Source organism: uncultured Comamonas sp. (assembly GCF_964277875.1).
GTDB lineage: Bacteria > Pseudomonadota > Gammaproteobacteria > Burkholderiales > Burkholderiaceae_C > Comamonas > Comamonas sediminis.
Genome location: NZ_CAXYJV010000044.1, coordinates 162,196 through 174,374, shown reverse-complemented (window position 1 = coordinate 174,374; position 12,179 = coordinate 162,196). Strand labels below are relative to the sequence as shown.

General features: G+C 63.7%; 14 protein-coding genes and 1 pseudogene. 3 read left to right on the top strand and 12 right to left on the bottom strand.

The window, feature by feature from the left end:
* The 10 genes and pseudogenes from ACHWUQ_RS18405 to ACHWUQ_RS18360 all read right to left on the bottom strand — a co-directional run.
* Positions 1–222: pseudogene (locus tag ACHWUQ_RS18405) on the bottom strand (hypothetical protein); the annotation flags it as partial.
* Positions 223–240: 18 nt separating this feature from the next.
* A complete protein-coding gene (gene catC, locus ACHWUQ_RS18400) occupies positions 241–519 on the bottom strand; it encodes a muconolactone Delta-isomerase (protein WP_133856502.1) in 279 nt (92 codons plus the stop codon).
* 21 nt (positions 520–540) lie between these two features.
* Positions 541–1,890 (bottom strand): MFS transporter, encoded by a 1,350-nt coding sequence (locus ACHWUQ_RS18395; RefSeq protein ID WP_312526884.1) that lies wholly within the window; start codon positions 1,888–1,890, stop codon positions 541–543.
* Positions 1,891–1,920: 30 nt separating this feature from the next.
* On the bottom strand, positions 1,921–2,337 hold the full coding sequence (locus ACHWUQ_RS18390; protein ID WP_394682014.1) for a RidA family protein: 417 nt from the start codon (positions 2,335–2,337) through the stop codon (positions 1,921–1,923).
* Positions 2,338–2,438: 101 nt separating this feature from the next.
* The gene (gene benD, locus ACHWUQ_RS18385; protein ID WP_394682013.1) at positions 2,439–3,236 is read right to left on the bottom strand and encodes a benzoate diol dehydrogenase BenD; all 798 of its coding nucleotides are present in this window, start codon (positions 3,234–3,236) and stop codon (positions 2,439–2,441) included.
* Positions 3,233–4,270 carry a benzoate 1,2-dioxygenase electron transfer component BenC gene (gene benC / locus ACHWUQ_RS18380; protein WP_394682012.1) on the bottom strand — a complete coding sequence of 346 codons (1,038 nt, stop codon included), beginning with the start codon at positions 4,268–4,270 and terminating at the stop codon, positions 3,233–3,235. Before benC ends, benD begins: the two co-directional genes overlap by 4 nt.
* Before the next feature lie 17 nt (positions 4,271–4,287).
* Complete coding sequence (benB, locus tag ACHWUQ_RS18375) at positions 4,288–4,797, bottom strand: benzoate 1,2-dioxygenase small subunit (RefSeq protein WP_394682011.1); 510 nt, start codon at positions 4,795–4,797, stop codon at positions 4,288–4,290.
* Positions 4,794–6,158 carry a Rieske 2Fe-2S domain-containing protein gene (locus tag ACHWUQ_RS18370; protein WP_394682010.1) on the bottom strand — a complete coding sequence of 455 codons (1,365 nt, stop codon included), beginning with the start codon at positions 6,156–6,158 and terminating at the stop codon, positions 4,794–4,796. Before ACHWUQ_RS18370 ends, benB begins: the two co-directional genes overlap by 4 nt.
* Before the next feature lie 133 nt (positions 6,159–6,291).
* Positions 6,292–7,227, bottom strand: a complete 936-nt coding sequence (gene catA / locus ACHWUQ_RS18365; RefSeq protein ID WP_313333061.1) for a catechol 1,2-dioxygenase — start codon at positions 7,225–7,227, stop codon at positions 6,292–6,294.
* A gap of 96 nt (positions 7,228–7,323) precedes the next feature.
* Positions 7,324–8,535, bottom strand: a complete 1,212-nt coding sequence (locus ACHWUQ_RS18360; protein ID WP_394682009.1) for a muconate/chloromuconate family cycloisomerase — start codon at positions 8,533–8,535, stop codon at positions 7,324–7,326.
* Positions 8,536–8,678: 143 nt separating this feature from the next.
* On the opposite strand from ACHWUQ_RS18360, the gene ACHWUQ_RS18355 reads away from it, so the two are divergent.
* Positions 8,679–9,632 carry a LysR family transcriptional regulator gene (locus ACHWUQ_RS18355; RefSeq protein ID WP_312461214.1) on the top strand — a complete coding sequence of 318 codons (954 nt, stop codon included), beginning with the start codon at positions 8,679–8,681 and terminating at the stop codon, positions 9,630–9,632.
* Between the two features lie 113 nt (positions 9,633–9,745).
* Positions 9,746–10,183 carry a hypothetical protein gene (locus ACHWUQ_RS18350; protein ID WP_394682008.1) on the top strand — a complete coding sequence of 146 codons (438 nt, stop codon included), beginning with the start codon at positions 9,746–9,748 and terminating at the stop codon, positions 10,181–10,183.
* A 49-nt stretch (positions 10,184–10,232) separates the two neighbouring features.
* On the opposite strand, the gene imm45 is transcribed toward ACHWUQ_RS18350, so the two are convergent.
* Together imm45 and ACHWUQ_RS18340 are read right to left on the bottom strand one after the other, a co-directional pair.
* Positions 10,233–10,640: an Imm45 family immunity protein gene (gene imm45, locus ACHWUQ_RS18345; protein WP_394682007.1), complete on the bottom strand. Its 408-nt coding sequence runs from the start codon at positions 10,638–10,640 to the stop codon at positions 10,233–10,235.
* A gap of 121 nt (positions 10,641–10,761) precedes the next feature.
* Positions 10,762–11,382, bottom strand: a complete 621-nt coding sequence (locus tag ACHWUQ_RS18340) for a LysE family translocator (RefSeq protein WP_394682006.1) — start codon at positions 11,380–11,382, stop codon at positions 10,762–10,764.
* A gap of 104 nt (positions 11,383–11,486) precedes the next feature.
* On the opposite strand from ACHWUQ_RS18340, the gene ACHWUQ_RS18335 reads away from it, so the two are divergent.
* The gene (locus tag ACHWUQ_RS18335; RefSeq protein WP_394682005.1) at positions 11,487–11,942 is read left to right on the top strand and encodes an Lrp/AsnC family transcriptional regulator; all 456 of its coding nucleotides are present in this window, start codon (positions 11,487–11,489) and stop codon (positions 11,940–11,942) included.
* Positions 11,943–12,179 lie beyond the last annotated feature (237 nt).

The window sequence follows — 12,179 nt, the reverse complement described above, 5'->3', positions numbered from 1 at the left end:
TTGCGCCTCGCATCCCATCTCGCAAAGACACTGTCGCGGCGCGAGGAGACTTTGAACAGGTTCTTCGGTGCGGGCAATCACATCCATCGCACCACCCGGCGGAAAGGGCACCACCCATTTGATGGGCTTGGCCGGCCAGGCGGCATCGGGTTGTGCCATTGCCGCGCCTGGCAGCGCCAGCGCTGCCAGCAGCAGGGCCAAGGTTCTGCGTTGCATCGTCATCTGCATTTGCCTGTCTGCTTATCGGATGGAGGAGGGGTGCTTGGCCAAAGGCGTCACTGTTATCTGCATGTAGGGGAACAGCGGCAGCTGGCTCAGCGTGTTGTGCAGCTCGTCATTGCTGGCCACATCAAAGACGCTGTAGTTCGCATACTCGCCCACCACACGCCACAGGTGCGGCCATTGTCCGGATTCCTGCAACTGCTGCGAATAGGCTTTTTCCGCAGCCTTGATGCGCGCTGCTTCTTCAGCAGGCACGCTGGCGGGGATGTTGACGACCATATGGACAAGATAGAGCATGGGTTTTCTCCTAAGGCGGGATCAAACGGCGGGGCGCACGGCAGCAACGACGACCTGGGGTGCCTCTTGCTTGCCACGGTAGTAAAGGATGAAGAAGCCGATCGCGAGCGCCGCAACCAGGCCCGGCACGGCAAACACCAGGAAGTTCATCTGCAGCGGCAGCGCTGCGGCCATCAGCCAGCCGCCCAGCAGCGGGCCCACAATGGCGCCGGTGCGCCCCACACCCGAGGCCCAGCCCAGCCCGGTGGAGCGGATGGCCTGCGGGTAGAACTGCGCCGTGTTGGCATACAGCAGGATCTGGGTGCCGATGGTGGTGGCGCCGGCTATCGCGATCAGCAGGTACAGCACCGGCATGGGGCTGTTGAAGCCCAGCAGCGCGATGGCCACGGTGCCCAGCGCAAAGAAGGCCAGCACCACCTTGGGCAGGCTGAAGCGGTCCCCCAGCCAGCCGCCGGCAATGGCGCCGACGACGCCGCCAAAGTTCAGCATCAGCAGGAACGACAGGCTTGACCCCAGGCTGTAGCCGGCCGTCGCCATCAGCTTGGGCAACCAGGAGCCCAGTGCATAGACCATCAGCAGGCAGCAGAAGAAGGACAGCCAGATCATGAAGGTGCCCATCGCGCGGCCCTTGAGAAACAGATCGAGCATGGGCACGCCTGCGCCCTTGGCATCGGTCTGCAGCAGCTGCACCTCGCTGCCCAGGGCTGCACCGGGTGCTACCTGCGACAGCATCTGCCGCGCCTTGGCCTGCTGGCCCTGGCGCAGCAAAAAGCCTACCGACTCGGGCAGCTTCCACAAGATCAGCGGCAGCAGCACCAGCGGCAGGGCGGCGGCCAAGAACATGGACTGCCAGCCAAAGCGCGGCAGCATGTAGATGCCCAGGCCCGCGCAGAGCACGCCACCCAAGGAGTAGCCGCTGAACATCAGCGCCACCAGGGTGCTGCGGGCGCGCTTGGGCGCGTATTCGTTGATCAAGGCCACGGCATTGGGCATCAGGCCGCCGCAGCCCAGACCGGCGATAAAGCGGAAGATGCCAAACTCGGTGGGCGAGGTGGCAAAGCCGCTCATGAAGGTAGCAATGCTGAACAGCACAAAGCTGATGGCCACGCCCTTTTTGCGGCCGATGCGGTCGGCGAGCGGGCCAAAGATGAAGGCGCCAAACATCATGCCGAACAGCGCATAGCTGCCCAGGGCGCCGGCCTGCACCGGCGAGAGGCTCCACTCCTTCATCAGCACCGGCAGCACGGCGCCGTAGATGAACAGGTCATAGCCATCAAACACCAGCAGCAAGCCGCATAGCAGGGTGACCATCCAGTGGAAGCGCGTAAAGCGGGCGTTGTCTATGACCTGGTTGACGTCCAAGGTTGTCATCTCTGTCTCCTTTTATAGGGGCTGGGGGGGTCAGCCCGGTTGGGCTGCATAGGCCGGTATCACTGCAATGGCCTTGATCTCCACGATGTAGCCGGGCGCGCCGCCCAGCATGTGCGCGCCCACCGCCGTCCAGGCGGGAAGCGGGTGGTTGTGCAAAAAGCGGTTGCGCACCTGCATGAACAAGGGCAGGTCGCGCATATCGGTGTGAAAGCTGGTCAGATCGACCACATCGGCCAGGCTGGCGCCTGCGGCCTCCAGCACCCGCTGCAGGTTGGCAAAGGCCTGCATGATCTGGGCTTCGCGGTCCTCGACCAGCTGCAGGCCAAGCGTGCGGCCGATCTGGCCGGATACATAGACGGTCTGCCCGACCCGGATGGCCGGGGCATAGCCGATCTGCTCATACACCGCCTCCATGCCGGGCGGAACAATGGCTTGGCGATCAGTCATGGGGTCTCCTGGGCCCGCGCATTGCTGCAGCCTTGCAGTGCTGCGCGGGCGCGGTTTTTCTTTTTTAGCGTGGGTAGGGCGGTCGGCGGCGGGTCAGCAGCTCAGCCGTTGTCGCCACCGGCTACAGGCAGCACCGCACCGGTGATGTAGGCCGCCTCGTCGGAGGCCAGAAACAGGATCGGGCCGACCTGGTCATCGAGGCTGCCGTAGCGCTTGAAGTAGTTGGACTCGGTCACCTGCTGCACGGCCTCGCGCATCCAGGTCTGCTCCTCAGGGCTGTCGCCTGCGGCATTGCGCGGCACCCGCCGGGGCGGCGCGTTGGTGCCGCCGGGGGCCGAGGCGACGACGCGGATGTTCTGCGGTGCGTATTCCATCGCCAGCGATTGCGTCAAGGCATTGACGCCACCCTTGGCGGCCGAGTACGGCACCCGGCGAATGCCGCGCGTGGCGTTGGACGACACATTGACGATGGTGCCGCCGCCGCGTGTCAGCAGATGCGGCAGCACGGCATGGCAGGCGTACAGCGTTGGCATCAGCGAGCGGCGGATTTCTGCATCGATCTGCGCGGGCTCGAACTCGGCAAAAGGGCGCATGCGGATCGCGCCGCCCACGCCGTTGACGAGGATGTCGATGCCGCCAAACAGCTGGCTCGCCCGCGCCATGGCGGCCTGCGCGCCTTCGTAGGTTTCCAGGTCGGCCACCAGACCAGCGGCATGGGGGCTGCCCGCCTCGGCCGCCACCTCGGCGATAAAGTCGGCCCGGTCCACCAACAGCACCTGGGCGCCTTCGGCCACGGCGCGCAGCGCCACGCCCCGGCCAATGCCCTGGGCCGCGCCGGTGACCACCATCACCTTGCCGGCAAAGCGTGGGTAGCTTGCGGGATGCAGCGGCGCGTTCATGCCAGCGCCTCCGCCACGGCGGCCAGCGGTTGGGTGGGCGTGAACTTCTCGTAATGGAAGTTGGCGGGCACTATGCCTTCGGCCTTGAAGTGCTTTTGCACCGCATCGACCATGGGCGGCGGGCCGCAGAGGTAGACATCCACATTGCCGCCGTGCAGCGCCTGGGCCGGCAGGTGGTGGGTGACATAGCCCTGGCGCTCATGCCCGGTTTGCGGATCGGCCACGCAGGTGCTGAAGGTAAAGCCCGGGATCTGCAGCGCATAGGCCTGCAGGCGCTCGACCAGCACCAGGTCCGCATCGCGGGTGACGCCGTAGACCATGTGGATGGGCTGGGTGCTGCCATCGCGGGCCAGCACTTCCAGCATCGACAGGAAGGGCGCCAGGCCCGTGCCGCCCGCCAAGAACAGCAGCGGCCGCGTGACTGCACGCAGGTAGAAACTGCCCAGCGGCCCGGTCATCTGCAGCGGCTCGCCCTGGCTGGCGCCTTGGAGCCAGCTGGTCATCAGGCCGCCCGGCACCTGCTTGACCAGAAAGCTCATGCGGCCATCGCCGGGCGCGGAACTGAACGAGTAGGACCGGTGCAGGCTGCTGCCCGGCACGCTGATATTGACGTACTGCCCGGGCAGAAACGCGGGTGCGGCGTCTGCCACATCCAGCACCAGTTCATAGGCGGCATCGCCAAGGGGTTGCACGGCGCTCACCGTGGCGCTGAACTGGCCGGTGCCGGTCTTGCAGGCGGTGGAGGGTACCGGCACGGCGATCACGCAGTCGGACTGCGGCACCATCTGGCAGGTCAGCACCAGGCCCTGGCCGGCCTCGTCCTCGGTCAGCGCGTCGTCGATGTAGTCGTCGCCCAGGTCGTAGGTGCCGCTTTCGGCCTTGCACTTGCAGGTGCCGCAGACGCCGTCCGAGCAGTCCATCGGCAGGTTGATGCGGTTGCGGAAAGCGGCATCGAGCACCTTCTCGTTGGCGCCGCAGTCCACGAAGCGGGTAACCCCGTCCTCAAAATTCAGGGCAATGCGATAGCTGTTCATGCTGGTCTCCTGGCGTGTCAGATGTGGTAGACATCAATGACCTGGCGGATGTAGTCGTTCTTGAGAACGATCTTCTTGCGGGCGATCAGAAAGCTGCCGGCCACTTTGCGCAGGGTCAGAAAGACCGTGCCGAAGAAGTGATCGGTCTGCTTGTAGCGGTGGCTGAGCGTGTGAAAGTTGTAGCGCAGCTCCACCGTATCGGCGTGCTCGGCCAGCACTTCCACATTGGTGATCATGTGGTTGGTGCGCGGCTCGGGCATCGAGGCGCTGGAGCGCTCGGTCTTGATGCGGAAGACCCGGTCCTCCAGCCCATTGCGGTTGGGGTAGTAGATCAGCGAGATCTGGCTGTGCGGGTCGTCGGTGAGCTGGTCATCGTCGTCCCAGGCGGGCATCCAGTACTCGGCGTCGGGCGCGTAGAGCGCCAGCCAGGGCTCCCATTCGCGGTCGTCCAGGTAGCGGGCCTCGCGGTACAGAAAGGCGCAGATGGCGCGGTGGTCGGCTGCGTTGCTGTGGCTGTCCGTGCTCATCGCTGCACTCCTGCGCGCTCTTGCTGCACGGCCTTGCGCATGGTCTTGGCCCAATAGTCGTGCTGGCAGACAAACAGGCCTTCGTCCTCGCTGCGCTCACCGCTGAGCAAGGGGGTCATGCCCATCTTCTTCGCGTTCTCGTCGGGGCCCTCGATCCACAGCGGCGCGCCCCGGCTCATGTCGTTCCAGCGCACGGCGCTGCCGGCGTAGCCTGCCTGGCAGGCGCGGAACTCTTCCAGGTCATCGGCCGTGCCCATGCCCGAGACGTTGAAGAAATCCTCGTACTGGCGGATGCGGGTGGCGCGGTCTTGTGCGCTTTCGCCCTTGGGGCCAAAGCAGAAGATGCTGATCTCCGTCTGGTTCACGTTCAAGGGGCGGGCCACACGGATCTGGGTGCCGAACTGGTCCATCAGGAACACGTTCGGGTAGAGGCAGAGGTTGCGGGTCTGGCGCACGATAAAATCCGCGCGCTCCTGGCCCACGCGCTGGGCGAGTTCCTCGCGCTGGTTCCAGATCGGGCGCACCTCGGGGTTCAAGGTGTTGGTCCACAGCAGAATGTGGCCGTTCTCGAAGCCATAGACGCCCGCGACCGACTTGCTCCAGTTGTTGGCATCGGTGGCCTTGGTGCCTTCGGCATTGCGGCGGCTCATCGTGGCCGCATAGTTCCAGTGCACGGAGCTGACGTGGTAGCCATCGCAGCCGTTTTCCATCTGCAGCTTCCAGTTGCCGTCATAGATGTAGCTGGAGTTGCCGCGCAGCACCTCCAGGCCTTCGGGCGCCTGGTCCACGATCTGGTCGATGATGACCCGGGTCTCGCCCAGGTAGTCCTCCAGCGGCTGCACATCCGCGTTCAGGCTGCCAAACAGAAAGCCCCGGTAGTTCTGGAAGCGCGCCACCCGGGTCAGGTCGTGCGAGCCGTTCTTGTTGAAAGTGATCGGGTATTCGGTGGTCTTCTCGTCCTTGACCTTGAGCAGCTTGCCGGCGTTGCTGAAGGTCCAGCCGTGGAACGGGCAGGTGAAGCTGCCCTTGTTGCCGTGCTTTTTGCGGCACAGCATCGCTCCCTTGTGTGCGCAGGCGTTGATCACCGCATGCAGCTCGCCCTGCTTGTCGCGGGTGATGATGATGGGCTGGCGGCCGATCGACGTGGTGTAGTAGTCGTTGTTGTCGGGGATCTGGCTCTCGTGCGCCAGGTAGACCCAGTTCGACTCGAACAGGTACTTCATCTCCAGCTCGAACAGCTCGGGGTTGGTGAAGATGTCGCGGCGGCAGCGGAAAACGCCGGCTTCCTTGTCGTCTTGCAGTGCCGTCTCCAGCAGCTGTTCGACAGCGCCGAAGCGGTCGGCAGAGGCAATCGTGGTCATGGTGAGGTCTCCTGGGGGTACAGCTCCGCCTCGCTACGCAGAGTGCGGCGCGACAGGCAAGGGGCGGGAGGATGGGTCTCGGCGCTGGGGCACTGCCTGCTCGGCAGCACCCCGGCCGTGTGGCGTCAGGCGATCAGGCTGCCAGGCGCGGGCGGTCCACGATCTGGTTATCGACACCGTCCACCAGCGCGCTGAGCCGGATGTCGAAGACGATTTCTGCAAACGGGCCGCTCAGACCGTGGGCGCGGATGCTGGCCTCGTCGCTGCGCTCGGTCAGCGGCGGCACCAGACCTTCGCGGGTGGCGTAGGCAAAGTCGTCGAACACCAGCGGGTCACCATCGATGTTGATCTGCGTGGTGAGCTTGCGGTGGCCATCGGCCGTGACGAAGAGGTGGATGTGCGCCGGGCGGTTGCCGTGGCGGCCCAGCTGGTTGAGCAGGGCCTGCGTGGGGCCATCGGGCGGGCAGCCGTAGCCCATGGGCACGATGCTCTGGAATTTGTAGCGGCCTTGCGCATCGGCAATGATGGTGCGGCGCATGTTGAACGGCTTTTGCTCGCCGGTGGGATCGAAGTGCGAGTAAAAGCCCTTGGTGTTGGCATGCCAGACCTCGACCTGCGCCCCGGGCAGCGGCTGGCCATCGGCGCCGTAGACGGTGCCGTGCATGATGAGGGTATGGCCGGCGGTGTCGCTGCCGTCATCGAGGCGGCCATGGCCGTGCACCACGGGGGCGCCTGCCACGTAGAGCGGGCCTTCAATCGTGCGTGGCGTGCCGTTGGCCACGCCCAGCGCGGCGTCTTCGGCATCCATGCGCATGTCGAAGTAGCGGTCCAGCCCCAGGCCGGGCGACAGCAGACCGGCCTCGCCGCGCGCACCGAGCTGGTTCAGGTAGGCCACGCCGGCCCAGTATTCGTCGGGTGTGATATCCAGGTCCTCGATGGCCTTGAACAGGTCGGACAGGATGCGGTGGATGATCTGCTTGGTGCGCGGGTTGCCACCGTCCTGGTTGAGGCCGCTGGCCAGACGCAGAAAATCCTGCACGTCGGGGGTGTGGAAGATAGGGGCGCTCATCGTAGTCTCCTTGTCATGAATTCTTGGGGTCAATCCGTCTGTCCGTCTGTCCGTGTGTCCGTGTGTCCGTGTGTCCGTGTGTCCGTCTCGGCGGCGTCAGGCGGCGGCTGGCGCGGCGACCGGCACGGTGATGCTGCCGCGGTCCCTGCGGAAATGCCGCACGCGGTCTTCATCCAGTGTGATGCCCAGGCCCGGTGCCGTGGGTACCGTCAGGTGGAAATCCTTGTACTCCAGCGGCGTGGCCAGAATCTCTTCAGTCAGCAGCAGCGAGCCGAACAGCTCGGTGCCCCATTGCAGCGCGCGGAACGTGGAAAACGCATGGGCCGACGCGATGGTGCCCACGCCGCCTTCGAGCATGGTGCCGCCGTACAGTTCGATGCCGGCTGCATCGGCAATGGCCGCCACCTGTTGCGCCGCCTGCAGCCCGCCCGATTGCTCTGTCTTGATCGCAAACACATCGGCGCCGGCCACGCGTGCCAGTGCCAAGGCGGAGGCCGGGCCGGTCAGCGATTCATCGGCCATGATCGCAATCGGGTAGCGGCCTTTGAGGCGGGCCAGTACATCGGCGCTGGCCACCGGCTGCTCGGCCAGTTCGCAGCCGGCATCCACCAGACCGGCCAGGCCGTGGTGCGCCTCCAGCTCGCTCCAGGCCATGTTCACATCAACCCGCACCGAGGCCAGATCGCCCAGCGCCTTCTTGATGGCCGCTACGTGGGCCACATCATCGCGCACTGCCTTGCGGCCGATCTTGAGCTTGAAGATCTGGTGGCGGCGCGTCTCCAGCATGCGCTGCGCTTCTTCGATGTCGCGGCCGGTGTCGCCCGAGGCCAGCGTCCAGGCGACCGGCAGCCGGTCCCGCAGGCGGCCGCCCAGCAGCTCGGACACCGGCAGGCCGGTGCGCTGGCCCAGCGCATCGAACAGCGCCGTCTCGACCGCGCACTTGGCAAAGCGGTTGTCGCGGATGGCCTGATTCAGCCGCGCCATCAGCGCTGGCACGCGGTTGGCGTTGGCGCCCACCATCTGCGGCACAAAATAGGTATCGATGGCCAGCTTCATGCCCTCGGGCGATTCCGCGCCATAGGCCAGGCCGCCAATGGTCGTACCCTCGCCGATGCCCACCGTGCCATCGGAGCAGCGCACGCGCACCAGCATCAGGGTCTGGCCGTTCATCGTGGCCATCGACAGCTTGTGGGGGCGGATCGTGGGCAGATCGACCAGCAAGGTCTCCACCTGTTCGACGACAACGGAGCCTGCTGCCGTATATGCCGCAGGTCGGGCGCTGTCTTGGTGCTGGTGTGTGTTTTGCATAGGTGCTATTGAACGACGCAGGCCCGCACTTGATCCAACACCAAATTTGTCTTGTTTCATACCTTGCAGGTATGGTGATGGGTTTGAGTATTAAAAAACAATGACTTAAAATCGCTGCATTCCCATATCTATGGTTTTCCCTGATGGATCTGCGCCATATCCGGTATTTCGTGGCCGTGGCCACTACCCGCAACTTCACCCGCGCGGCCGAGCAAATGCATATTGCGCAGCCGCCATTCAGCCGCCAGATCCAGCAGCTGGAGGACGAGCTGGGCGTGCAACTGATCCAGCGCAATAGCCGCCCGGTGCGCCTGACCGAAGCAGGGCGCCTGTTTTATGAGCAATCGCTGCAGGTGCTGCAGCGGGTGGACCAGATGAAAAGCGCCGCCCGCCAGGTGGGGCTGAACCAGCGCCAATCGATCTCGATCGCCTATGTGGCCTCCACCTTGTACGGCGGCCTGCCGATGCTGGTGCGCATGTTCCGCAAGCGCTACCCGGATACCGACGTGCACCTGGTGGACATGGGCTCGATCCAGCAGATCCAGGAGCTGCGCTCGGGCCGCATCGACCTGGGATTTGGCCGCATCCGCACCAATGACACCTCGGTCGCGCGCACCGTGTTGCGCGAAGAAAAGCTGGTGTTGGCCATTGCGCCGGGCACCCCGCTGGCCGCCGACACCGGCCGCATCCGCCTGCCCGCGCTGGCAGGCCAGCGCCTCATCGTCTACCCCAAGGACCCGCGCCCCAGCTTTGCCGACCATGTGCTGGGCCTCCTGCATGACCAGGGCATACAACCCGCCGAGGTGCATGAGGTGCGCGAACTGCAGGCCGGCCTGGGCCTGGTCGCCGCCGAGATGGGTGTCTGCATCGTGCCTGCAGCGGCACGGCTGCGCTCGGACCTGGTCTACCGCCTGATCGACGACGAGCGCGCCACCTCACCGATCATCCTGAGCCACCGGGTCAATGACGACTCCTGGTACATCGCGGCGATCAAGGAGCTGACGGCCGAGATGTACGCGCAGAACCCGCCCTGGCTGGATTTTGAGACGAATGCGTTTCCGGCGGGGGATAGCTATGGGCTTGCTGGGAAGCGGTGAGGGGAAGTGCTGCGCTCTCTCCGTTGTTGCGGCCGTTGATTTGCTGATAGCTTGCGGCTCACCAAGCGCTCAAGCGAACCCGCCGACGGGCGGCTTAGCTTTATCATGCGGCGATGAAAATAGAAACTACGGCACACCTGCAACAGCTCATCGCTGAAGAAATTCAGTCTGCGGACGGAGACGAAGTTGTAGCTAACATTTATGAAGTCGTAGACAAAATACGGCTACTGAAGCAGCCTCGCCAAGTGATACCGATCATTTTTCGTTGGGCTGAGGAAAATCACCCATACCTTATCGATGATGAGCCATTTCGGCTTTTTATCGAGGAGCAGGATGACTATGTTCAGGCCCTTGAGGAATCCATCAGTCGCAAGCCCACGGGACTCACCACTGGGATGGCTTACCGGCGCGCAAACGGCGAGACAGATCGCTCAAAAGTAAATTATTGGATAGCAGTACTTCAGAAGGTTTTGCTGCACCCACAAGCAGACGACGTATGTAGAGAAGATGCAGGGGATTTCATTGCTATTCAAATCAAGCGGCATGTCTAAGATTGGCAGCTCTGGGCTGGTGAAGCGGCCGGCTGCTTCTGGCCCCTTACTACATTTGAAGATCGCGGGATGTTGACAGCGCAGTGTCTTCAATCTGAACCTCGGACGGGTAGTTCTCTATCACCCGAACGCATTCAACTGGGCACTCCGGATAAATCCAATGCGCCCAGCTGGCGATGATCCAATCGGTAGAAAGAGCCTGTGCATTCGGCGCCTTGGCATCTACGGGCGGCTTCACAAGAATGTGGCCGGCCTTGTAGCCTGTGGTGACGATGAATGCAAAGCCGCATGGTGATTCGTGATCGACCACCACCATAAAGTCGACGACGTTCTCATAAGGCCAAACGGCCTTGAGGCAACGAAACACCGTACCTCGATAAATGAGCTGGGACGGCCAACTCGAAAGTGGGCTCCAACTTGCCTTTGCTCCACCGATAGCAGGTCCTTTTGCGCTCATAACACTTTACTCTACACCTTCTGTCGCTGCCCGATACTGAACGGCCAATAAGCAGCAGCAAAATCCAGGGGGTCCGCAAAACGAATGTGCTGCTGCTGGCCATCGGCAGCCAATCCCTCCCTCAATGCATCGCCCGCTCAGCCAGCAGCAACAACGCGATACCGACCATCAGCGCCCCTGACACACGAGATACGACCAGTGCCGCGCCTGGGCGCGTGCCCAGCACGCGCTGCGCTGTAAAACCAACCGCTAGATACACGCCGCAGCAGCTCAGCGCATGCACGGCACCGAGCACCATGATCTGCAGTGCGACAGGCCATGCACTTTCGGCGTGCACAAACTGCGGCAGCAACGCCAGCAGCAGGAGAATAAGCTTGGGATTGAAGCCGCTGATGCCTGCGCCTTTGCATGCCCATTTCCATCCGCCTCCCACCAGCGCGGATTGCGCACTGACTGCGGCTGCAGGGCTGCGCAACATGGCCACGCCCATCCAGAGTAGATAGGCGGAGCCGGCCACTGTGAGCACCGTCAACACCACGGGGTGGCGGGCGACCAGCGCGCCAACGCCTGCGGCCACGGCCGCAGTGGCCAGCAAGGCACCACAGGCCAGACCGACGACCGCTGCGCAAGCCAGGCGGCGCCCCCGCAGGCCTGCAGAAATGACATAGGCCCAATCGGCACCCGGGGTGATCACCAACGCAAACGACACCGCCCAGAAGGCGGCTACAGCGGTCAAAGGCACAGTACTTCTCTCGTCAAGCAAAGGAGAGAAGGATAGGCAAGATGTAGCAGAATGTGCTCTCAATAAATTCCGATAAATGACAGAAAAGTGGAAGCTATTACAGAATGAATGCACTGGATCGGAAAATTCTTGCAGCGCTGGAGCTGGATGGGCGCTTGAGCCTCACCGACCTGGCCGCGCAGGTGGGGCTGAGTTTGTCCTCCTGCCACCGGCGGGTGCGCACCTTGGAGGAGGCGGGGGCCATTCGCGGCTACCGTGCCGATCTGGAACCTGCGGCACTGGGCTTGGAATTTGCGGCCATCGTGTTTGTCACGCTCAACAGCAGCAAGGTCGTGCGCGACTTTGAAAAAGCGGTCGCCGAGCTGGACAACGTGATCCAGGCCCAGCGGCTCTTTGGTGACCCAGACTATCTGCTGCAGATCGTCGTCAGGGACTTGCCTGCTTTTCAGAAGCTCTACGACGAGAAGCTGACGGCCTTGCCGGGGATGCAGCGCATGACATCGACCTTGGTCATGAAGGATGTGGTGATCAACCGACCGCTGACCTCGGCGTTGGGTTGATCGGCGCCGCCAGGCACGGCACCCAAAGCCTGGTCCACCCTCCAGATTGCAAATTCAACGCTGGCCGCGTGCTAGGCTGCACCGCGAATGGGGCGATGCGCGCCGTGCGGCCCATCTGGCGCGGGGTGTTTTTTGAGCCTGCCATTGCGCCATGGACCAGTGGCAGCGCCGGATCGGCGTGCTTGTCTGACCACTGCTGGCAAGCGGCGCGGCTGAAGGCGCGCAGACACCTTCAAC

Bases quoted from the DNA above. Each gene is read 5' to 3' on its own strand.
- catC (WP_133856502.1), bottom strand. From the start codon at position 519: ATGCTCTATCTTGTCCATATGGTCGTCAACATCCCCGCCAGCGTGCCT.
- ACHWUQ_RS18395 (WP_312526884.1), bottom strand. From the start codon at position 1,890: ATGACAACCTTGGACGTCAACCAGGTCATAGACAACGCCCGCTTTACG.
- ACHWUQ_RS18390 (WP_394682014.1), bottom strand. From the start codon at position 2,337: ATGACTGATCGCCAAGCCATTGTTCCGCCCGGCATGGAGGCGGTGTAT.
- benD (WP_394682013.1), bottom strand. From the start codon at position 3,236: ATGAACGCGCCGCTGCATCCCGCAAGCTACCCACGCTTTGCCGGCAAG.
- benC (WP_394682012.1), bottom strand. From the start codon at position 4,270: ATGAACAGCTATCGCATTGCCCTGAATTTTGAGGACGGGGTTACCCGC.
- benB (WP_394682011.1), bottom strand. From the start codon at position 4,797: ATGAGCACGGACAGCCACAGCAACGCAGCCGACCACCGCGCCATCTGC.
- ACHWUQ_RS18370 (WP_394682010.1), bottom strand. From the start codon at position 6,158: ATGACCACGATTGCCTCTGCCGACCGCTTCGGCGCTGTCGAACAGCTG.
- catA (WP_313333061.1), bottom strand. From the start codon at position 7,227: ATGAGCGCCCCTATCTTCCACACCCCCGACGTGCAGGATTTTCTGCGT.
- ACHWUQ_RS18360 (WP_394682009.1), bottom strand. From the start codon at position 8,535: ATGCAAAACACACACCAGCACCAAGACAGCGCCCGACCTGCGGCATAT.
- ACHWUQ_RS18355 (WP_312461214.1), top strand. From the start codon at position 8,679: ATGGATCTGCGCCATATCCGGTATTTCGTGGCCGTGGCCACTACCCGC.
- ACHWUQ_RS18350 (WP_394682008.1), top strand. From the start codon at position 9,746: ATGAAAATAGAAACTACGGCACACCTGCAACAGCTCATCGCTGAAGAA.
- imm45 (WP_394682007.1), bottom strand. From the start codon at position 10,640: ATGAGCGCAAAAGGACCTGCTATCGGTGGAGCAAAGGCAAGTTGGAGC.
- ACHWUQ_RS18335 (WP_394682005.1), top strand. From the start codon at position 11,487: ATGAATGCACTGGATCGGAAAATTCTTGCAGCGCTGGAGCTGGATGGG.